This window comes from Pseudomonas sp. GM79 (assembly GCF_000282495.1).
In the GTDB taxonomy this organism is placed as follows: domain Bacteria; phylum Pseudomonadota; class Gammaproteobacteria; order Pseudomonadales; family Pseudomonadaceae; genus Aquipseudomonas.
In genome coordinates this window covers 132314-153137 of the sequence record NZ_AKJE01000087.1, presented here as the reverse complement: position 1 = coordinate 153137, position 20824 = coordinate 132314, and the positions used below count along the sequence as shown (strand labels likewise).

Sequence of the window (20824 nt, the reverse complement as noted above, 5' to 3'; positions counted from 1 at the left end):
GCTCTTCCGATCTATCTACACTCTTTCCCTACACGACGCTCTTCCGATCGCGTGTTGCGCGCAAACATCTGACTCACCGAAGATCAAATGTGGGAGCGGGCTTGCTCGCGAAAGCGGCGGATCAGTCGACAAAGATGCTGACTGATCCGCCGCTTTCGCGAGCAAGCCCGCTCCCACAGGGGTTTTGCGTTGTTTCAGGAGTTGCCGGTCAGGCCTCGAGGCCAAGGATGTCTCGGGCCACCGCTTCGGCAATCCGAATCCCGTCGACACCCGCCGACAGAATCCCGCCCGCATAACCCGCGCCTTCACCCGCCGGGAACAAACCCTTCACGTTCAGGCTTTGCATCGACTCGTTACGGGTAATGCGCAGTGGCGATGACGTGCGCGTCTCGATCCCGGTCAACACGGCGTCGTGCAGCGAGTAACCACGAATCTGCTTCTCGAACGCCGGCAAGGCTTCGCGAATGGCTTCGATGGCGAACGCCGGCAAAGCCAGGGCCAAATCGCCCAAGGCAACGCCCGGCTTGTAGGACGGCTCGACGCTGCCCAACTCGGTCGATGGCTTGCCTGCAATGAAGTCACCGACCAATTGCGCCGGCGCTTCGTAATTGCTGCCGCCCAACACAAAGGCGTGGGATTCCAGGCGTTCCTGCAACTCGATGCCGGCCAGCGGGCCACCGGGGTAATCGACTTCCGGGGTGATCCCGACGACGATCCCGGAGTTGGCGTTGCGCTCGTTACGCGAGTACTGGCTCATGCCGTTGGTGACTACGCGGTTCGGCTCGGAGGTCGCCGCCACCACGGTGCCGCCCGGGCACATGCAGAAGCTGTAGACCGAACGGCCGTTGCTGGCGTGGTGCACCAGTTTGTAGTCGGCAGCGCCGAGTTTCGGGTGCCCGGCGTACTTGCCCAGGCGTGCGCGGTCGATCAGCGATTGCGGGTGCTCGATGCGGAAACCTACCGAAAACGGCTTGGCCTCCATGTACACGCCACGACCGTGCAGCATGCGGAAGGTGTCCCGGGCGCTGTGGCCGAGGGCCAGAATCACGTGTTTGGAATGGATCTGCTCGCCGCCATTGAGCTCGACGCCAACCAGTTGGCCATCTTCGATCAACACATCGGTGACGCGCTGCTGGAAGCGCACTTCGCCGCCCATGGCGCGAATCTGCTCACGCATGTTTTCCACTACACCGGTCAGACGGAACGTACCGATGTGCGGTTTGCTGACGTAGAGGATTTCTTCCGGCGCGCCGGCCTTGACGAACTCGTGCAAGACTTTGCGACCGATGAATTTCGGGTCCTTGATCTGGCTGTAGAGCTTGCCGTCAGAGAACGTACCCGCGCCGCCTTCACCGAACTGCACGTTGGATTCGGGGTTGAGCACGCTTTTGCGCCACAGGCCCCAGGTGTCCTTGGTGCGCTGACGCACTTCGGTGCCACGTTCGAGAATGATCGGCTTGAAGCCCATCTGCGCCAGCAGCAGCCCGGCGAAGATCCCGCAGGGGCCGAACCCGACCACGATCGGGCGCTGGCTCAGGTCGGCCGGCGCCTGGCCGACCACTTTGTAGCTGACATCCGGCGCGACGTTGACGTTACGGTCATCGGCGAATCTGTGCAGCACCGCAGCCTCATCGCGAACGTTGAGGTCAATGGTGTAGATGAAGCACAGTTCGGAGGATTTTTTGCGCGCATCGTAGCTGCGCTTGAACAAGGTGAAATCGAGCAGGTCATCACTGGCGATGCCCAGGCGCTGCACGATGGCAGGGCGCAGGTCTTCTTCGGGATGGTCGATCGGCAGCTTGAGTTCGGTGATTCGTAACATGACGGGATCCGGTTCGCGGGGCGCACAACTGCGCCAAGGCGTTTGAAGCCCGCGATTATAAGCCTCAAAGGATGATTCCCGTGAGGCAAAAACGATCAGTCGTTACGCGATCCGCCGAAATACCCACAACCGCGTTGCACCTGGCCATCGATGCGCAGCTCGGCGCTCATGTGTTGCACGCTGCCGGTGCTGCTGTCGACGCAACGTTGCGGCGCGACCCAGAGCTCGATGCGCTGGTTATTGGCTTCGGTGCTGAGGTTGAAGCGGCCATCGCCCAGTTGCTCTTCAACGTACGGCAGGGCCAGGGGCGGTTGACCGGCGCGGTCGATGACCATGCCTTTGCCGCTGACTCTGACGTTCCATTCCGGGCCATGGCCGGCGGCGCGCAGGATCAGCTGCTTGAAGTTGGGATCGTCGCACGCCGTGCCCGAGCGTTCGACGCGGTACAACTGCTCCAGATCCAGCTGGCCGCTGGCGGTGATCCGGCCGCGCACGTCGGCGAACAGCTTACCCTGATCATCGGCCAGGGTTGCGGCTTCTTGCAGGACGCTGGTGCCGCCGGTGTCGTTGACCACCAAGCTGCGCTGCTCATTGCATGGCTGGAACAGTAACTTGCCGTCAGCGGCCGTCAACTGGCCCTGCAGGCGGGTCTGGCCCACATGGGACGCGCTTTCCCGAGGGCCATCAAGCAACTGGCAGGCGGCGAACAGCGGAAGCAGGGCAACAAGCACCAAGGAACGGGCAACACGCATCTTTGAGTCTCCTGACAAGTGTCGCCACGTTACTCAGCCTGACCGTTCATCACAACCCTGCAATGTCCTCGCTTTCCCAGAATCAAGATCAAAAGATCGCAGCCTGCGGCAGCTCCTACAGGATGTACGCCGAGCTTTTGTAGGAGTTGGCAAAGCCTGCGATCTTTTTCAAAACGGCTGAAAATCAAGATCAAAAGATCGCAGCCTGCGGCAGCTCCTACAGGATGTACGCCGTGCTTTTGTAGGAGCTGGCGAAGCCTGCGATCTTTTGATTCTGGCGGTTTAGCCGACGCGGTAGGTCTGGCCGGTCTGTAAGCCTTCCACGCTTTTAGCGTAGGCCAGCGCCACTTCGGCGGCGGGAACCGGTTTGAAGCCACGGAAGTACGGAGCATAACTGCCCATGGCTTCGACCAGCACGTTCGGACTGACCGAGTTGATGCGCAAACCGCGCGGCAGTTCGATCGCCGCTGCACGGACGAAGCTGTCCAGGGCGCCGTTGACCAGGGAGGCCGAGCTGCCGGTACGAATCGGATCGTGGCTGAGGATGCCGGTAGTGAAGGTGAATGAGGCACCGTCATTGGCGTATTCCCGGCCGATCAGCAGCAGATTGACCTGACCCATCAGCTTATCCCGCAAGCCGAGCTCGAAGTCATGTTCGGTCATGGTCGCCAGCGGCACGAAGTTGACGCTGCCGGCGGCGCAGATCAGCGCATCGAAGTTGCCAGTCTGTTGGAACAATTTGCGGATCGAGGCGCTGTCACTGATGTCGACCTGAAATTCACCGCTCTTGCGGCCGATACGGATGATTTCGTGGCGCTGGGACAGTTCATGGTCAATGGCCGAACCGACGGTGCCAGAGGCGCCGATCAAAAGAATTTTCATCGCGATGTACCTGAATGGGTTGGATTTAAATTTAAGTTTAGAGTGGTTTTTTCCATAGATAAGCGGGCTAATAGGCAACCTTTGGTTTTCAAATGGAAACAATCCCATGAGCGAAATGGACGACCTGGCGGCATTCGCAGTGTTGATCGAGGCGGGCAGTTTCACCTTGGCCGCCCAACAATTGGGTTGCAGCAAGGGGCAACTCTCCAAGCGCATCAGCCTGCTGGAAACGCGGTTTTCCGTAGTGTTGCTGCAACGCACCACACGCCGCTTGAGCCTGACGGCGGCAGGCGCGGCGCTATTGCCGCAAGCCCAGGCACTGGTGATTCAAGTCGAGCGAGCGCGTCAGGCCCTCGCGCGGTTGAAAGACGACATGGCCGGCCCGGTGCGGATGACGGTTCCGGTTTCACTGGGGGAAACGTTCTTTGACGGCGCGCTGCTGGAGTTTTCCCGGCAGTACCCCGAGGTGCAGATCGAACTGGAGCTCAACAACAACTACCGCGACCTGTCCCGGGACGGTTTCGACCTGGCGATCCGCTCGGAAGTGGCCAACGACGAACGCCTGGTCGCCCGTCCGCTGCTGGCCTGGCACGAGATGACTTGCGCCAGCCCTGCGTACCTTGAGCGATTCGGTGAACCACTGACGCCTCAGGCACTGGCCGAACACCGCTGCCTGCTCAACAGCCATTACAGCGGTCGCGAAGAATGGCTCTATCACCAACAGCACGAGTTATTGCGGGTGCGAGTGTCGGGGCCGTTCGCCAGCAACCACTACAACCTCTTGAAGAAGGCCGCGCTGGCGGATGCGGGCATTGCGCGTTTGCCATCGTATTTGCTGCAAGAGGAATTGGCTGACGGGCGTTTGCGCTGGCTCCTGCGCGATTATCAGACTCGCAGCATGCCGATGTACCTGGTGCACCCGTATCAAGGCGGTTTGCCGAAGCGCACCCAAGTGCTGGCGGATTATCTGATCGGTTGGTTCAAGCGCAGTGGCGAGGCGTTGGACAGGCTTTAAGGTAGCGATAGGGCACTGAAATCTGATTCATCACGCAATCCCCTGTGGGAGCGGGCTTGCTCGCGAAAGCGGTGTATCAGTCAACATCTCTGTTGAATGTGAAACCGCCTTCGCGAGCAAGCCCGCTCCCACAAGGGGATCTTCATCGTCTGGAGTTTTGAGGTCTGGCATACCGCTTGGCAATCAGATGATCAATCGACAACTTGCCCGGCCCGGTAGCCATCAAGTACAGCAACACCGCAGCCCAGGTGCCGTGGGTTGGATAGGCATCGGGGTACACGAACAGTTGAATGGTCAGCGTCATACCCAACAGCGCCAACGCCGAAAAACGGGTGGCGAAGCCGATCAGAATCAGCATCGGAAAGAAATGTTCGGCAAAGGCCGCCAGGTGCGCCGCCAGTTCCGGGGAGAGCAATGGCAGGTGATATTCGCTCTGGAACAACGGGATGGTGGAGTCCGCCAGCCTCGGTACGCCGAGTTGTAACGTGCCGTCGATCAAGTCGATGGCCAGGCCTTCCACCTTGGTTTGTCCGGACTTCCAGAACACCGCGGCAATCGAAAAACGCGCGATAAAGGCGATCAGGCTGTGGGGGATTTTTTCCAGCCACTTGATGGCGCGGGCGATGGGGTTCTGATGGAGGTTCATGGCGATACCTTCTGGTGTAAATGGGTGATGACGTTGTGGCTGATCAGCAGCGCCAGGGTTTGGCTGAGGTCGAAGTCGGGCGCTGTTTCCAGCGCTTGGGCCAGAGGCTGGCCGAGTCGCAGGTTCTGAATGAACGTGCTGGCGCCGTGGTCGATGGCGAAAACCTCAACTTCCAGACCATTGCGCAACACCAGCGCGTTTTGTCCGTGGCCGAGGTCGATCCCGGCCAGCGTCGCGTCCTGTTGATGCGCGGCCCAGATTGCAACCACGGCAAAGGCTGAAGACAGCAGATTCAGGGAGGGATGAAACCCGACCGTCAGCTCGCTCAGCGCCTGCGGGTCCGACAGTGCGGCGGCAATCTGTTCATGGCGCAAGGGCTGAGCGTCGGCGGCGTGATAGGCCTGAACGCGCAACCGCTCCAGCCGCGCCATGTCGGCCAGATAAGGCACGCTGGCTGCCGGTTCAAAGTTGTCGATGAACTCGGCGAAGTCCTTGCCGTAGTCGTTGATGAGTGGGCCTCGAGGCGGGCAATGCTGCACATACAGCCCCGCCATCGCCCGAAAGAACTCATCGCCCACCAATTGCGCAACCACTGGGTAACTGTCGGCCAAGGCGTTGATCAGCGAGCTCTGCACATTGTTGCGATACACCGCGAAACGGCTGGCGGGATCGGCGCCATTGGCACAGAACAAACCGTCGGGGCAGGGCTGTTGCGGATCGAGCAGGGCGGCGGCAAACGCAGCTTGAGTGCTCATGATCGGCTCCCCGCGCAATGCAGCAACTCATCAGCCTGACGGGCTTCGGCGTACAGCACGCTGAAGGCCGGTAACTGGTTGTCGCGCTCGATCAACGTGGCGATCGGGCCAACCCGCTCCAGCACCTGCCTGTACAGTGCCCACACCGCGTTATCGATGGGCGCACCGTGATCGTCGATCAGCAGACGGTCGCCGAGGCTGTCCGTATCTTCGGCAAACCCGGCCAGATGAATCTCTCCCACTGCGTGCAGCGGCAGCGCGTCGATGTAGGCCAGCGGATCCCTTTGGTGATTGATGCAGGAGACGTAGACGTTGTTGACGTCCAGCAGCAGCCCGCAGCCGGTGCGGCGAATGACCTCACTGATGAAGTCGGCCTCATCGATTGTCGAGCGCTGGAACGCCAGATACGTCGCCGGGTTCTCCAGCAGCATCGGGCGTTTGAGGGCGCTCTGCACCTGATCGATATGCTCGCAGACGCGGTTCAGCGTCGGTGCATCGTAGGCCAGGGGCAGCAGGTCATTGAGAAACACCGGGCCATGACTGGACCAGGCCAGGTGTTCGGAAAAGGATTGGGGTTGATAGCGTTCGATCAGCGCGGCAAGCCTTTGCAGGTGCTGAAGATCCAGCGGACCTTCGGCACCAATAGACAAGCCAACGCCGTGTAGCGATAGCGGATACTGCTCGCGAATCAACCCCAAAAAATGATGAAACGGGCCGCCGGCCACCATGTAGTTTTCGGCGTGGACTTCGAAGAAACCGATGTCCGGTTGTGCACCGAGCACTTCACGAAAGTGCTCGGTCTTGAGCCCCAGCCCGGAGCGGGGCGGGAGCCCGGAGAATGAATTGTTCATGGTCGACACTCAGGCTGGGTGCTGATTACGACTTGGCTTTGTAGGCTTCCAATTGGCCGAAACCGGTTGGCGAGGTTTTGCTCATCGTGGTGGCGCAGGTGCCTTTAGGCACCAGTTTGAAAGCATTTGGCTGGTAGTCTGTTTTTGCCGTGCCGGCGCAAGTCGTGCCAGCGCCTGCGGCGCAATCATTCTTGCCTTTCATGGCCACGCCGAAGCATTTTTCCATGTTGTCGTCAGCGGCATGGGCAGTGGAAACAGCGGCGATGCTCAGGGCAGAACCGAGGGCCAGAACCAGGGCGGTGGCGGACAGGGTGCGGGTGGTAGCAGTCATGATGTTTCTCCGAAATTGAGCTTGGGTTGGCAAGCGTTTGTGCTTGCTTACTGCTCTAGAGAAACGACAGGGCGATGCGTTACAGGCCACCCAAAATTTTTTTTGCAGATAAGGTCGTCAGGCAATGCTGATTTTACTGACGCTGGTGATCTGACCGTTCCAGATCATCTCGTAGTGGGCTGTTTGAGTGATTGATGAGAGGGGGCTGGGGGTCATCAGTGCCCAACAGTAGCTCCCCTGCATGCGCACGGAGTTGTACCGCAGACCAGGGACCCCAGCATTCTTGATGGCCTTTCCCAAGCGATGGGAGTGCGTGTAATCGACGGGATCGTAGACAGGATCGTCCATTGGAATGGATACGCCATCCCTCATGGCTTCGTCAACGAAAGTGCAGGATAACCCCCGGAAAACAAACCTCTCGTAATTGAGCCCCTGGACTTTCGACCAATACTGATTCTGATGATGCTGCACCTCAGCCAGTGCGGTTTCCATCGAGGCAGCCAGGTACAACACGCCGAAACTGCCATCGCTGAAACGCGAACCCGCTGGGTTGATGTGGGTGAAAGGAGCGATTGCGTAAGAGCACCCAGGGATGCCGAAGGGAATCTGCGCACGCGGTATCAGCTCAAGCCGGCCGACTTCATTTTGCAGCCTCGGATTGGTGAGGGCCTGGATCTGATACAGCACATCAAATTCGTCCGCGTTTGCCACGTCGTCAAACAGCGCTATGGGCGGAAATTTTGAATTGATCAATCGGTAGGCCTGCAACTGCTCACCGGCCAATACAGCCAGCTGGCTCACCGTTACCATTGTGCGCCTCGCAGCATGTCGATCCGCCGAAACGTCTCGTACAGTGAAATCATATCCCCTTGGGACATGATTTCGAGCGGGCTACGCCCATTGAAGAACTCGTTCTCGTTCGCCATCGCCGCAAAACCATAGACGTTTTCAGGGTTGTCAAAGACAAGGCGCAGGGTGGCATGGATGTTGAGAATAAAACTGATGCGCTGCATCTGGTCTGAATCCAGGCTGACGGACCAATCGGGATCGCGCTGCTTTGCCCGGGAGTACGTACTGCGGGAAATGCGCAGGATGCGACAGGCCTGATCGCTCGACGCTTGCCACTTTTCGAGTATGCCTACAGCCGCTCGCAAACCAGTCACGCACTGGTCTTTGCTGAAGGCTTGTACCTGGGAGGTTGCTGTCATGGCGATTACTTTGATTTGGTCTATAGATACAAATATATTAAAAATGTATCTATGGATCAAGCTAGTTCGTGTTGTGAATACGCAGACCCCCGTAGGAGCTGCCGAAGGCTGCGATTATTTGACTTTGACCTTTTCTGAATCACTGAAGATCAAGATCAAAAGATCGCAGCCTTCGGCAGCTCCTACGAGGGCGAAGCGGTTACGTCAGGCGTTAGGATGTGTAGCTTGCAGGAAGTAACGCTGACACTGATTAAACACGTTCTCCCAAACACCAAAAATCCCCCTGTAGGAGCTGCCGAAGGCTGCGATCTTTTGACTTTGATCTTTTCTGAATCACTGAAGATCAAGATCAAAAGATCGCAGCCTTCGGCAGCTCCTACGGGGGATCTTCATTGTTGTGGGGTTTGTGGCAGGCATAAAAAAACGGCCTGCGAAGGCCGTTTTTTGTTTACCGCAATCGCTTAACCACCGAGGTACGCTTCGCGCACTTTCGGATCAGTCAACAGCGCTTCACCGGTGCCAGTCATCACCACCCGGCCGTTCTCCAGAACGTACGCACGGTCAGCAATTTTCAACGCCTGGTTGGCGTTTTGCTCCACCAGGAACACCGTCACACCGTCCTTGCGCAGTTGTTCGATGATGTCGAAGATCTGCTGGATGATGATCGGTGCCAGGCCCAGCGATGGCTCGTCGAGCAGCAACAGCTTGGGCTTGCTCATCAGCGCACGGCCGATGGCGAGCATTTGCTGTTCGCCGCCAGACATGGTGCCGCCGCGTTGGGCGAAGCGTTCTTTCAGGCGTGGGAAAAGTCCGAGGACCTTGTCCATCTGTTCCTGATAGTCGCCCTTGTCGGTGAAGAATCCGCCCATGGCGAGGTTCTCTTCCACGGTCAGACGGGCAAACACCCGACGACCTTCCGGGACCACGGCGATGCTTTTACGCATGATGTGCGACGAGTCCTGGCCGACGAGCTCTTCACCCATGTAGCGGATGCTGCCGCTGTGGGCTTGCGGCGAACCGCAGAGGGTCATCAGCAGGGTCGACTTGCCGGCACCGTTGGCGCCAATCAGGGTCACGATCTCGCCCTGACGGACTTCGACGTTGACGCTGTGCAGCGCCTGGATCTTGCCGTAGAAGGTGGAAACGTTTTCGAACTGCAGCATTTACGCTTCCCCCAGGTAGGCTTTGATCACTTCAGGATTGTCGCGGATCTGTTCCGGCGTACCGTTGGCCAGAGGCGTGCCCTGGTTGATCACGAAGATGTGGTCGGAAATGCTCATGACCAGTTTCATGTCGTGTTCGATCAGCAGCACGGTCACATCATGCTCTTCACGCAGGATGCCGATCAGTGCCTTGAGGTCTTCGGTTTCCCGCGGGTTGAGACCGGCAGCCGGTTCGTCGAGCATGAGGATCCGCGGGCGGGTCATCATGCAGCGAGCGATTTCCAGGCGACGTTGCTGACCGTAGGCCAGGGTGCCGGCCGGACGGTTGGCGAACTCCTTGAGGTTGACCTTTTCCAGCCAGTACTCGGCGTATTCCATGGCCTCGCGTTCGCTTCTGCGGAACGCGGGGGTCTTGAACAGACCGGCCAGGAAATTGGTGTTCAGGTGACGATGTTGTGCGATCAAGAGGTTCTCGACCGCTGTCATTTCCTTGAACAGCCGCACGTTCTGGAAGGTGCGCACCACGCCTTTGAGGGCAATCTTGTGGCCCGGCAACCCTTGGATCTGCTCGCCGTCCAGCACGATGCTGCCGGCGGTGGGCTGGTAGAAACCGGTCAGGCAGTTGAACACGGTGGTCTTGCCGGCGCCGTTGGGGCCGATCATCGATACCACTTGTTTCTCTTTGACGGTCAGGGCCACGCTGTTGACCGCCAACAGGCCGCCGAAGCGCATGCTCAGGTCAGTGACTTTCAGGATCTCACGGCTCATTTGCGCAGCTCCATGTGGGGGCGTTGCATCGGCAGCAGACCTTGTGGACGCCAGATCATCATCAGCACCATCAAGGCGCCGAACATCAACATGCGGTATTCACTGAACTCACGCATCATTTCCGGCAACAGGATCATCACCGTGGCGGCGAGTACGACGCCCAGTTGCGAGCCCATGCCGCCCAGCACCACGATGGCGAGGATGGTCGCCGATTCGATGAAGGTGAAGGACTCCGGTGTCACCAGGCCTTGGCGCGCGGCGAAGAAGCTACCGGCGAAACCGGCGAAGCAGGCACCGAGGGTGAAGGCCGACAGCTTGATGACCGTAGGATTGAGACCCAGTGCACGGCAGGCAATTTCGTCTTCACGCAGCGCTTCCCAGGCACGACCCAGGGGCATGCGCAGCAAGCGGTTGATGACGAACAGCGCGAACAACGACAACAACACTGCGATCAGGTAAAGGAAGATCACCTTGTTGATCGAGTTGTATTCCAGGCCGAAGTACTCGTGGAAGGTCTGCAGACCTTCTGCGGCAGTTCTATCAAAGCTCAGCCCGAAAAGCGTGGGCTTGGGAATGTTGCTGATGCCGTTCGGGCCGCCGGTGAGGTCGGTCAGGTTACGCAGGAACAGGCGGATGATTTCACCGAAACCCAGGGTCACGATTGCCAGGTAGTCGCCGCGCAAACGCAGTACCGGGAAGCCGAGCAGGAAGCCAAACGTGGCCGCCATCATCCCGGCGATCGGCAGGCAGATCCAGAAGCTCAGGCCGTAGTAGTGCGACAGCAGCGCGTAGCTGTAGGCGCCCACGGCATAGAAGCCGACGTAACCGAGGTCGAGCAGGCCAGCCAGGCCGACCACGATGTTCAAGCCCAAGCCGAGCATCACGTAGATCAGCACCAGGGTGGCGATGTCCACCGCCCCGCGGGAGCCGAAGAACGGCCAGACCAGCGCGCCGATGATCAACGCGATGATGATCCAGCGTTGAGTCGTCGGCAGGGTCAGGAAGTTAGTGGCCTTGGCCGGCATCACCGGCAGGTTGGGCGAAGCTTTCCAGGCCGAACTGATCTGCTGGTCGAACAGCACCCGCAGGAACATCAGCACCGAGCACACGGCGATGGTGATCAGCGTTGCAGTGCTGGTGCCATGGACTTCGAGGTTGATGCCGACAATGGTCAGTTTCAGACCCAGTACCGGGTAGGCAACCGCCCACACCAGCAAGGCGCTGAACAACGCCTGTTTAAGATTCCTAGTCATACTTTCTCAACCTCCGGACGGCCCAACAGGCCGGTTGGCCGGAACAACAACACCAGAACCAATAGACCGAACGCCACGACGTCCTTGTACTGGTCGCCGAAGATATCGGCACCAAAGGCTTCCGCCACCCCAAGCACCAGCCCGCCGAGCATCGCGCCGGGGATGCTGCCGATACCGCCCAATACTGCTGCGGTGAAGGCCTTGAGGCCGACCAGGAAACCGGCGTTCGGGTTGATCACGCCATATTGCATGCTCAGCAACACAGCCGCGATGGCTGCCAGTGCGGCACCGATGACGAAGGTCAGGGCGATGATGTTGTTGGTGTTGATACCCAAGAGGTTGGCCATCTTGATGTCTTCGGCACAGGCGCGGCAGGCGCGGCCCAGGCGAGAACGGGAGATGAACAGCGTCAGGCCGAGCATGGCGACCAGGGTCACCACGAACACCACGATTTGCATGTAGGAAATCAGCACTTCATGTGCGCCACCTGGCCCGATGGCGAAGTTGCCAGGGATCAGGTTGGAGATGGATTTGTCCTTGGAGTCTTGCGCCAGCAGAACCGTGTTCTGCAGGAAGATCGACATGCCGATGGCGGAAATCAGCGGGATCAGACGGTTGCTGCCGCGCAGAGGGCGGTAGGCGATCCGTTCGATGCTGTAACCGTAGGCACTGGTCACGACGATGGTCGCGAGGAAAGCCGCGGTCATCAAGAGAGGGACACTGTCGAGTCCCAGCATGGCCAGCCCGGCGATGGCGATGAACGCCACGTAAGAGCCGATCATGTACACCTCGCCGTGGGCGAAGTTGATCATTCCAATGATGCCGTAAACCATCGTATAGCCGATGGCGATCAGGGCATACGTGCTGCCAATGGTCAGACCATTAACCAGCTGTTGGAAGAAGTGATAGATGTCAGGCATTACAGCGCTCCTAAAAACCTGATACGCATTTCACTGGTGGAGTCATTTTCCCGCTCGAGCCCCGTGGATCTGCATCCACTTCGAATTCGAGGTTTGCCAGCGAACCGCTGATGACGGTTTTGAGATTTTCAGGTGGGGAGACTGGCGGATCACGCCAGCGCGGCCCAATACGTTCGTAAAACAAAGCCCACGGCACGCCGTGGGCTTTATTGGCAGTCAGTCAGGCCAAGGCCTTACTGAGGCGAAACTTCAGTTTTAGGTTTGCCGAAATGCCACTGGTAAACCACGAATTTGAAGTCCTTCAGGTCGCCCTTGTCGTCGAAAGACAGGTCGCCGGTCGGGGTTTTGAACGTGCCCTTGTGGATAGCTTCAGCCACTTTTGCAGCGTCTTCGCTCTTCGCGGCCTTGATGCCTTCGGCGATGACTTGCACAGCCGAGTAGGCCGGGAACACGAACGGACCGCTCGGGTCTTCTTTCTTGGCTTTGAACGCGTCAGCCAGGGCAACGTTGGCCGGATCCTGGTCGAAGGATTTCGGCAGGGTCACCAGCAGGCCTTCAGAAGCTTCCTTGGCGATCTGCGAAATGGAGTCGTTACCCACGCCTTCCGGACCCATGAACTTGGCTTTCAGGCCTTTTTCCTGGGATTGACGCAGGAGCAGACCCAGCTCTGGGTGGTAGCCGCCGTAGTAGACAAAGTCGACGTTGGCTTGCTTGAGCTTGGAGACCATCGAAGAGAAGTCTTTGTCGCCGGCGTTGATACCTTCGAACACGGCAACCTTGACGCCTTTCTTCTCGAGGGTGGTTTTAACGGCGCTGGCGATGCCTTCACCGTATTGCTGTTTGTCGTGCAGCACAGCAACGATTTTCGGTTTGACATGATCGGCGATGTAGTTACCAGCGGCCGGGCCTTGGGCGCTGTCCAGACCGATGGTGCGGAAGATCATCTTGTAGCCGCGAGTGGTGATGTCCGGGCTGGTGGCAGCCGGAGTGATCATGATCACGCCTTCGTCTTCGTAAATGTCCGAAGCCGGTTGAGTGGAGCTGGAGCACAGGTGACCCACCACGAACTTGACGCCGTCGTTGACGACTTTGTTCGCAACAGCAACCGCTTGTTTTGGATCGCAGGCGTCATCGTATTCAACGGCTTCGAGCTTCTTGCCGTCGACGCCGCCCTTGGCGTTGATTTGTTCGATGGCCATTTTCGAGCCACTGAACTGCATGTCGCCGTATTGGGCTACAGGGCCGGTTTTAGGGCCGGCGATGCCGATCTTGATGGTGTCAGCGGCGAACGAATGGCTGGCAACCCCGGCCAGAACCATAGCGGCAAACAGTTTTGAAATCTGCTTAGTAGCCTTAGTCATAGTGCTCCACTCTTACTGTTGTAGTTTTTATAGTCCTGGCGCCGTAGCAGCAGAACCGGGTCAGATATCGTTGATATCCTCCGGAAAATGCCCCCGGCAACTGTACCGGTACAGTGTAGAGCGCCGATTGTTAGCCTGGGAAGGCAGCGCCGGGGGGCAAAACCTGAGGGTGTCGCTTTATTGAAAGAAAAAGACAGAATCACGGCGGGATGTTAGCTGGCTAATACTTGGATTCAGCAGCATTCCCTGGCTTTCCTGCATTTCTCGATCGGTAACGCAATTGCATCCGGGTTTTTCTGGCGCAATACCGACGTTATCATTCACGTCGTTTTTCATTGCGGACAGAAACCCATGACTCAAGAACCTAGCACCCTCTATGCCAAGCTGCTTGGTGAGACCGCATCTATTACCTGGAAAGAGTTGGAGCCGTTCTTTGCCAGGGGTGCCCTATTGTGGGTCGATCCAGGCCTGGATTTGATCGCTGCGGCAGAAGCGGTGGCAACCGATGAAGGCGAGAAAGTCGCTGCCTGGCTGGCCGCCGACAAGGTCGCCAAGCTGTCTGAAACGCGGGCGCTGGATCTTTTCGAGCGCGATCCCGAGCTGTGGGCCGTGGTGGTTTCACCGTGGATTCTGATCCAGGAAAGGGCGACGAGCTGAACGCTTGCACTTAATTGGTGCGCTGCGCTGTCGGTTAAAAGTGTGTAGCCGAGTAGCGTGATGGCATGTTGCCGTAGAGAAAGGCCACAGAAGGGTCTTGGCGAGGGTGACGTAAACGTAACGGGAACAGTTTATTGAGCAGCCGATTGGCTGCTTAATTGTTTCTGGATGTTGGTAAATCAGTGGCTGATGCGGTGAATGTCAGCCCGCTTTCGCGAGCAAGCCCGCTTTCGCGAGCAAGCCCGCTCCCACATTTGATCGCATTCCTTCTGGAGGAACCCGGTTAAATGTGGGAGCGGGCTTGCTCGCGAATGGCGGCGCCGCCGATTAAGCGGTTTTACCGGTATGGTTATTCAAAGAAATAACCTTGGTCTTGCCAATCCGGTGACGGTAAATCTCGCGCAGATACTTGATCGCCTTCTTCACGCAATCCCGGGACAAACGAATGTCATTGATCGAGACAAACTTGTCCTTGTCGTTGATCAGCTCGCGGTACTTCTTCTCGTACATCGGTTTGATCGCGTACCAGTTGGTATCGAGGATTTTCGCCGGGTTTTCGAATTCGTTGAGCAGTTCATCGATCCGGTTTTCGTCGAAGTCTTCATTGATGATGAAGTCCAGGATCGAGTTGTCCAGCGTCTCGTCGAAGCGGTAGGGGGTTTTCGCGAAGCAGCGCTTGATGAAGGCCACGATCAGGGTCAAAAAGTCGTCCGACAGGCACGGGCTCTTGGCGATGAGGGTGGTCAGCGACAAGTTGGCCGAGGCGCCGATGACCAGCGCATAACGCTTGAGCGTGGTGTTGGGGAACAAGCTGTTGAGGTGGGTCTTCAGCCTGTTCAGGTCCATGTAGGACAGCTTGTAGTCCTTGGGCAAGGACACAATCGACACCACCGACGAACAATTCTTGAAGAAGTGCAGGTCGTGCAACGCGGCCGCGTCATAGCCCGAGTTCTTGTACTGCTCAAGCGAGGCGCGATAGCGCTTGGACTCGATCGGCAACAGGCTGATGCCTTCGATTGCCTGCGTGACCTTGTTGAAGTGCGGCAGGTCGATCGAGCGGAAGAACAGGTCGTCGATGTTCAGGCGTTGCGGCTCTTTTTCGAACACCTTGAACTTGTCGCTGCTCGGCGGCGGGGTTTCCGGCACCACGGATTCGGCGTAGGCAATTGCCACGGGGCCGGCCAGGCTCATGAACAGGTCGTTGGCGTCCAGGCGAATGGTTTCGCCGATGTCGATGCCGGCACGACGGAAATAGTTCTGGTCGTAATCGGTGGTGACCGCCTGCGCTGTCAGAATGTTGAAGATCTGCTGTGAGATGTACTGGTTGGCGTGCTTTTCCATGGCATTGACATCAATGTTCTGGATGTTGCCGTCATCGCTTTCTTCGGCGTAACGCATGATGTCGTTGGAGATCAGCATCATCGCGTTCCATGGGCGGATACGGCCCATGACGCTGGCTTCGCTGCTGTCTTCGTTGGCGAAGTTGTAGGAGAAGTCCCACTCTTCCGACAGGTATTTGCACAGCAGACGACCGGCGTTGATGTGCAGTGCCTCGGACATTTCGCTGCGGTGATCGGAAATGTTCGGCAGTACGCAAATGCCGCTGGTGAAGATCGGTTCGAAGACGAAGGAATGACCGCTCTTGCTGTCGTGCTCGTCCATCGGCTTGGTGTCGAACGTCTTGTTCATGTACGAGTGTTGCTGGGCCAGGCCGAACTCCGAGGCCATGCCCGAACCGGTACCGCCGCCGGCACTGAAGATCGAGAAATACAGGCGCGACTGGTTGGCCTTGATGCCGCAGCTGTCGATCAGGTACGAGTGAATCATCTTCCAGTCAGGGCTGGAGAAGCGCTGGGTGTCCTTGTTCAGGATGATCTTGGCCAGGTATTGGCCGAGGATCGGCGCGTTACCGGCGCCACCGGCGTGGACTTCCGACAAGTCCATGATTTTCATTTTGCTGTAGTCACGCAAAAAGCCGCTTTTTTCGCCCTTGCGCGAGAAACGGATGCGACCGGCGATGTCCTTGTCCAGGTCGCCGAGCATCACCAGCGGCTCGACCAGAAACACCGGTTTGCTGGCCTTGTTCGTCCCCAGGCGCAGGTTGTTGCGGATCCACTGCGCCGGGCTGTAGCCCTTTTCGGCGTAGCGTTTGTCCGGCGACAGACGGTCTTCGTTGTTGAATTCGTTGAGGTAGAACTTGCGGGCGTTGTACACCAGTTCCGCGACGTCTAGCGCGATGTTCGAACCACAACGGCCCAGGCCGATCAGGCACACCGAAGGGAATTCCTGATCGCTGTGCTGTTCGTTGTCGCCTTCCAGATGGGGCGGGCGCGGGAACACCATGTCGCGCAGGCCGTCGAGGTTGTCGAGGATGCGGTCGGTATTGGTTTCGGTGAAGTACAGGTATTGCTGAGTCGCCAGCGGACGCGACGGGGTCAATGGCTTCGACGATGAGGGGCTGTTCGCCGCGGGGCTCAGGGTCAGGTCGGATACCGCGGTGGCCGGATTGTTTTTAGAAGTCATTGTGCGCCATATACCTGGACTGGTCGGCTCGGCGACAAGTGTCATCGAGTCATCACGGAATGAGATCTCGCGTCTTTTTGCAGCGCGAATATGACCCAAGCGTCAGGGTCTTGGCCTGTGCATCGCTCGGGGGAATCCTTTCCTTAATCATGATGAATCGGCCAATATTCGATGATCTTTAATCAAAGGGAGGCTAAATGATGGCAACGTTGCCAGCGCTGGGGTTTGCCGGAATCGGTTTGATGGGCTTGCCAATGTGCCGACGCCTGTTGGCGGCGGGTTATCCGCTGACGGTGTGGAACCGTAACCCTGACAAGTGCGCAGTGCTGGTCGAGGCCGGCGCGCGGCAAGTGGCGACACCGGCCGAACTGTGCCGACACGCGGACCTGGTGATGTTGTGCTTGGCCGACACAGCTGTTGTACGTGAGGTGGTGTTTGGCGCGGCAGGCGTTGCCGAGGGGGCGAAAAGCGGCCAGCTACTGGTGGATTTTTCCAGTCTGGAGCCCACCGCGACGCGGGAAATGGCGAATGCCTTGGCCAGTAAAACCGGTATGAGTTGGCTCGATGCGCCGGTCTCCGGCGGAGTGGTCGGCGCCGAGGCCGGCAGCCTGGCGATCATGGTCGGTGGCGAGGCGGCAGACCTTGAGCGCGTGCGACCGGTGTTGTTGACCCTTGGCCAGCGCGTGACCCACATGGGCGCCGTCGGTGCGGGGCAGGTGACCAAGGCCTGCAATCAGATGATCGTGGCGTGCAATGCCTTGGTGATTGCCGAAGTGGTGGCCTTGGCCGAGCGTTCCGGGGTCGACGCCCGCTTGATCGCCGAGGCGCTCGCCGGTGGCTTCGCCGATTCAAAACCGCTGCAGATTCTTGCGCCGCAAATGGCCGACAGCCGTTTCGAACCGGTGAAGTGGCACGTACGCACGCTGCTCAAGGATCTGGACACCGCCGTGAAATTTTCCCGCGAACAGGGTTCGGCCACACCGATCAGCGGATTGGCCGCACAACTGATGCGCCTCCATGGGGGCCAGGGCTTCCTGGAAAAGGATCCGTCGACGCTAGTGCAGTTATACCGCGAGCCAGACTCAAAGGATTGACGGTGTGCATGTGCTTGTGCTGATTGATGTCCGCCAGTACTGGACGCAACTCGGCCAGCGGCACCGGGCGGCTGAGCAGGTAGCCCTGAACGAAATCGCAGCCGTGGCGTTCGAGAAAGTCGTATTGCTCGAAGGTTTCGACGCCTTCGGTGACGACCTGCAAATGCAGGGTATGGGCCATGACGATAATGGCCTGGACGATTTCCATGTCCTGGGTGGCCTTGGGGATGTCCTGAATGAACGAGCGGTCGATCTTCAACGTGTTTAACGGCAGGCGCCTGAGGTAGGCCAGGGATGAATAGCCGGTGCCGAAGTCATCGATCGACAACGAGACCCCGAGGGCACGAATCTGCCGCAGCAACACCAGGGTGTTGCTGATATTGCCCATCAACGCATTCTCGGTGACTTCCAGTTCCAGACGGTGTGGTGCCACCCCGAAGGCGTGCAGGGCGTGTTCGATTTCATTGGCCAGTTCTTCTCGCGTCAGGTTCAGGGGCGAGCAATTCACCGCGATTTTGAGTTCTTCGCAATCGTGCCGGGACAGCTCGCCCAAGTCCTCGCAGGCCTTGCGCAGCACCCAGTTGTCCAGCTCGGCGATCAGGCCGTTGGCTTCGGCAATGGCGATGAACCGATCCGGCGTGAGCAATCCGTGAACCGGATGTTGCCAGCGAATCAGCGCTTCAAGTTTGGTGACCTGGCCGATTCTCAGGTCATAAATCGGTTGGTAATACAGCATCAACCCGGTGTCTTCGCGCAGGGCGTGGCGCAGTTCCTCTTCGAGTTGCAACTCCAGGGTGGCTCGGGTTTTCAGGTTTGAACTGAAAAAATGCAGGGCGTTACGACCGCAATCCTTGGACTGGTACAGCGCCAGGTCAGCGTTTTTCAGCAGTTCGTCACAGGTCTTGCCGTCTTCCGGAAACAGGCTGATGCCGATGCTGGTGGTCATGACCATGCGCCGTCCGGACAACTCGATGGGTTCCTTCATTTTCAGCATGATGCGCTGGGCCATTTGCCGCGCTTCTTCACGGTCATACAGGGTGATGAGGATGCAGAACTCGTCGCCTCCGAAGCGCGCCACCACGTCTTCATGACTGCGCACCGAGGCCTTGATGTGGCTGGCCAGGACTTTGAGCAATTCGTCACCGGCGTCATGGCCGAGGCTGTCATTGATCCGCTTGAAATGGTCGATGTCGAGGAACATCACCGCCAGCATGCCGCCTTCATTGGTTTTCTCGATGAGTTTCTCGGCGAAGATCTGGTTGAAGCCTCGTCGGTTGATCAGGCTGGTCAAGGGGTCGTAATGCGCCACCTGTTGCAGCGACATGCGTGCCTGATCCAGTTGGCTGAGCAGGGCGTTGACCCGTTGCAGGTCATGCTCTTTGTGTTGCAGCTTCTTGTCCGCCCATGCAGCGCTGATGCCGCTGCCGATGATCAGCAGCGTCATTACCGCTACCGTCAGCCCCAGTTGCAGGTGATTGTTGTCAGCGGGCAGCGGTTCGAGGCTGCCGGCGGGCAGCACCAGGCTGAACGCCGCCATGCCGGTGAAATGCATGCTCACGATGCCGGCTCCGAGCACCAGGCTGGCGGTGTATTTGAGCAATTGATGAAACACGCCGGCACCATCGCGCAGGTGACTGGAAATCAACAGGGCGGCCAGGCTGGCACCGATGGCGATCACAATGGAAAGCACGAACAGGATGGGTTGGTAGTAAGCCATCGCATTCGACCGCAGGGCGGCCATGCCCACGTAATGCATGGTTGCGATGCCCAGGCCGATCCACACTGCGGCTCGCAGGTATTGCCAGAAATTCAGCTGAGGATGGCTGAGGGTGTGCATGGCCAGCCACGAGGCGGTCAGGGCGAACAACAGCGAGAGCAGGGTAGTGGGCAGGTGGTAATGGATTTCGATCGGCGCCTGGAACGCCAGCATGCTGATGAAGTGCATGGCCCAGATACCGCCCGCCAGGCACCCGGCACCGACCCAGCGCCAGAGTCGTTGGGAGGCGGATTTTTCCACATGGCCGACCTGCTCGGTCATGTCCAGCGTGGCGAAGCCGGCCGCGCAAGCCACCAGATAGGCCAGCAACACCAGAAAAGGGTTATGGGTGCAATCGAGTATGACCTGCCCGCTCTCTGGCAGCCCGGTCATGAAATGCAAACCAAGCCACTCCATAGCATGCCCCATCTCTGAATCATCCTGGCCTGCGCCATGCGCGCTGGCGAATGCTTGCAGTATAGAGGCCTTGCACGGAGCGCAAGAGGTGATGGCACGGTGACGCCAATAATTTTGGTATTAGCGTGATAGCGATTGGCGCTAAGTCTCAAGCGCTCCGTTCATAAGGCATTTCGAACTCCGGTTGCAGGGCTGGCAACCCGAACGCGGCCCGGGCCGCGTCGCAATCCACGTTCACCTCACCAGTGGCCCACGAGGCGTCGAACTCCCGGCAGGTGCTGGAGCGCTGATCGTAAATCGAGCACTGCACGGTGCTGCCCACCTCACCTACCAGCCCGACGCAGCGGGTCGGTTTGCAGTCTGTGCCGAGCATGGCCACCCGACTGGGACTGATGGGCGCGACCAGTTCATCGGGCACCGTCCCCCCTGCCGAGATGCATTCACCCCAGAAAAAAGACACGCGAAAATGAGAACAGCAGGCACCGCAATTCAGACACGGACTGGCTTCGGACATGGGCGATAGTCAAAGAGGGATGGGGGACACGGTGGGCAGACAAGGCCGCTATTCTAGGCTTTGCCTTGGGCTTGGGAAGGGGGGCACAGAGGTATTTTTCAATGGTCGGTCGGGTCATGGAAAACACCGCAATTCC

General features: G+C 58.5%; 21 protein-coding genes. 3 read left to right on the top strand and 18 right to left on the bottom strand.

Translation table 11 applies throughout. From position 1 onward, the window contains the following. Nucleotides 1–208 precede the first annotated feature (208 nt). From PMI36_RS06250 to PMI36_RS06260, 3 genes are all read right to left on the bottom strand, one after another. Nucleotides 209–1822, bottom strand: a complete 1614-nt coding sequence (locus PMI36_RS06250; RefSeq protein ID WP_008074604.1) for an NAD(P)/FAD-dependent oxidoreductase — start codon at nucleotides 1820–1822, stop codon at nucleotides 209–211. 95 nt (nucleotides 1823–1917) lie between these two features. Then, entirely contained in the window at nucleotides 1918–2574 is a 657-nt protein-coding gene (locus PMI36_RS06255; protein ID WP_008074601.1) for a COG3650 family protein, read from the bottom strand. A 282-nt stretch (nucleotides 2575–2856) separates the two neighbouring features. Continuing rightward, complete coding sequence (locus tag PMI36_RS06260) at nucleotides 2857–3456, bottom strand: short chain dehydrogenase (protein WP_008074598.1); 600 nt, start codon at nucleotides 3454–3456, stop codon at nucleotides 2857–2859. Nucleotides 3457–3562: 106 nt separating this feature from the next. Here PMI36_RS06260 and PMI36_RS06265 point away from each other — a divergent pair, with 106 nt between their 5' ends. Next, nucleotides 3563–4471: a LysR family transcriptional regulator gene (locus PMI36_RS06265; protein WP_008074596.1), complete on the top strand. Its 909-nt coding sequence runs from the start codon at nucleotides 3563–3565 to the stop codon at nucleotides 4469–4471. Between the two features lie 142 nt (nucleotides 4472–4613). On the opposite strand, the gene PMI36_RS06270 is transcribed toward PMI36_RS06265, so the two are convergent. The 12 genes from PMI36_RS06270 to PMI36_RS31555 all read right to left on the bottom strand — a co-directional run bounded on the left by PMI36_RS06270 (nucleotide 4614) and on the right by PMI36_RS31555 (nucleotide 14051). Then, nucleotides 4614–5117, bottom strand: a complete 504-nt coding sequence (locus PMI36_RS06270; protein WP_008074593.1) for a DoxX family protein — start codon at nucleotides 5115–5117, stop codon at nucleotides 4614–4616. Beyond that, on the bottom strand, nucleotides 5114–5872 hold the full coding sequence (locus tag PMI36_RS06275; RefSeq protein ID WP_008074592.1) for an HvfC/BufC N-terminal domain-containing protein: 759 nt from the start codon (nucleotides 5870–5872) through the stop codon (nucleotides 5114–5116). The genes PMI36_RS06270 and PMI36_RS06275 overlap by 4 nt, the downstream gene beginning before the upstream one ends. After that, nucleotides 5869–6723 carry an MNIO family bufferin maturase gene (gene bufB / locus PMI36_RS06280; RefSeq protein WP_008074590.1) on the bottom strand — a complete coding sequence of 285 codons (855 nt, stop codon included), beginning with the start codon at nucleotides 6721–6723 and terminating at the stop codon, nucleotides 5869–5871. The genes PMI36_RS06275 and bufB overlap by 4 nt, the downstream gene beginning before the upstream one ends. A 25-nt stretch (nucleotides 6724–6748) precedes the next feature. After that, nucleotides 6749–7054, bottom strand: coding sequence for a BufA1 family periplasmic bufferin-type metallophore (locus tag PMI36_RS06285; protein ID WP_008074588.1), 306 nt, complete (start codon nucleotides 7052–7054; stop codon nucleotides 6749–6751). Between the two features lie 117 nt (nucleotides 7055–7171). Then, nucleotides 7172–7864, bottom strand: a complete 693-nt coding sequence (locus tag PMI36_RS06290) for an RES family NAD+ phosphorylase (RefSeq protein WP_008074587.1) — start codon at nucleotides 7862–7864, stop codon at nucleotides 7172–7174. Beyond that, nucleotides 7858–8262, bottom strand: a complete 405-nt coding sequence (locus tag PMI36_RS06295) for an antitoxin Xre-like helix-turn-helix domain-containing protein (protein WP_008074583.1) — start codon at nucleotides 8260–8262, stop codon at nucleotides 7858–7860. Before PMI36_RS06295 ends, PMI36_RS06290 begins: the two co-directional genes overlap by 7 nt. A gap of 461 nt (nucleotides 8263–8723) precedes the next feature. Next, nucleotides 8724–9425: an ABC transporter ATP-binding protein gene (locus tag PMI36_RS06300; RefSeq protein ID WP_007906649.1), complete on the bottom strand. Its 702-nt coding sequence runs from the start codon at nucleotides 9423–9425 to the stop codon at nucleotides 8724–8726. Then, nucleotides 9426–10193 carry a high-affinity branched-chain amino acid ABC transporter ATP-binding protein LivG gene (livG, locus tag PMI36_RS06305; protein WP_008074582.1) on the bottom strand — a complete coding sequence of 256 codons (768 nt, stop codon included), beginning with the start codon at nucleotides 10191–10193 and terminating at the stop codon, nucleotides 9426–9428. Continuing rightward, on the bottom strand, nucleotides 10190–11446 hold the full coding sequence (locus PMI36_RS06310) for a high-affinity branched-chain amino acid ABC transporter permease LivM (RefSeq protein WP_008074581.1): 1257 nt from the start codon (nucleotides 11444–11446) through the stop codon (nucleotides 10190–10192). The genes livG and PMI36_RS06310 overlap by 4 nt, the downstream gene beginning before the upstream one ends. After that, a complete protein-coding gene (livH, locus tag PMI36_RS06315; protein ID WP_008074580.1) occupies nucleotides 11443–12366 on the bottom strand; it encodes a high-affinity branched-chain amino acid ABC transporter permease LivH in 924 nt (307 codons plus the stop codon). The genes PMI36_RS06310 and livH overlap by 4 nt, the downstream gene beginning before the upstream one ends. 233 nt (nucleotides 12367–12599) lie before the next feature. Continuing rightward, entirely contained in the window at nucleotides 12600–13727 is a 1128-nt protein-coding gene (locus PMI36_RS06320; RefSeq protein ID WP_008074579.1) for a branched-chain amino acid ABC transporter substrate-binding protein, read from the bottom strand. Between the two features lie 177 nt (nucleotides 13728–13904). Beyond that, entirely contained in the window at nucleotides 13905–14051 is a 147-nt protein-coding gene (locus PMI36_RS31555) for a hypothetical protein (protein ID WP_157173008.1), read from the bottom strand. 27 nt (nucleotides 14052–14078) lie between these two features. Between PMI36_RS31555 and PMI36_RS06325 the strand changes: the two genes are divergently transcribed. Then, nucleotides 14079–14384 carry a DUF2288 domain-containing protein gene (locus PMI36_RS06325; protein ID WP_007906642.1) on the top strand — a complete coding sequence of 102 codons (306 nt, stop codon included), beginning with the start codon at nucleotides 14079–14081 and terminating at the stop codon, nucleotides 14382–14384. 327 nt (nucleotides 14385–14711) lie between these two features. Here the strand turns inward: PMI36_RS06325 and PMI36_RS06330 are convergent, their stop codons facing one another. Next, nucleotides 14712–16907, bottom strand: a complete 2196-nt coding sequence (locus PMI36_RS06330; protein WP_008074578.1) for a hypothetical protein — start codon at nucleotides 16905–16907, stop codon at nucleotides 14712–14714. A 197-nt stretch (nucleotides 16908–17104) separates the two neighbouring features. Between PMI36_RS06330 and PMI36_RS30935 the strand changes: the two genes are divergently transcribed. Then, the gene (locus PMI36_RS30935) at nucleotides 17105–18001 is read left to right on the top strand and encodes an NAD(P)-dependent oxidoreductase (protein WP_008074577.1); all 897 of its coding nucleotides are present in this window, start codon (nucleotides 17105–17107) and stop codon (nucleotides 17999–18001) included. On the opposite strand, the gene PMI36_RS06335 is transcribed toward PMI36_RS30935, so the two are convergent. Both PMI36_RS06335 and PMI36_RS0129840 read right to left on the bottom strand, forming a co-directional pair. Then, nucleotides 17892–20174, bottom strand: coding sequence for a putative bifunctional diguanylate cyclase/phosphodiesterase (locus PMI36_RS06335; protein WP_032830591.1), 2283 nt, complete (start codon nucleotides 20172–20174; stop codon nucleotides 17892–17894). The genes PMI36_RS30935 and PMI36_RS06335 overlap by 110 nt on opposite strands. Nucleotides 20175–20322: 148 nt before the next feature. After that, entirely contained in the window at nucleotides 20323–20688 is a 366-nt protein-coding gene (locus tag PMI36_RS0129840) for a YkgJ family cysteine cluster protein (RefSeq protein ID WP_032830590.1), read from the bottom strand. Between the last annotated feature and the right edge of the window lie 136 nt (nucleotides 20689–20824).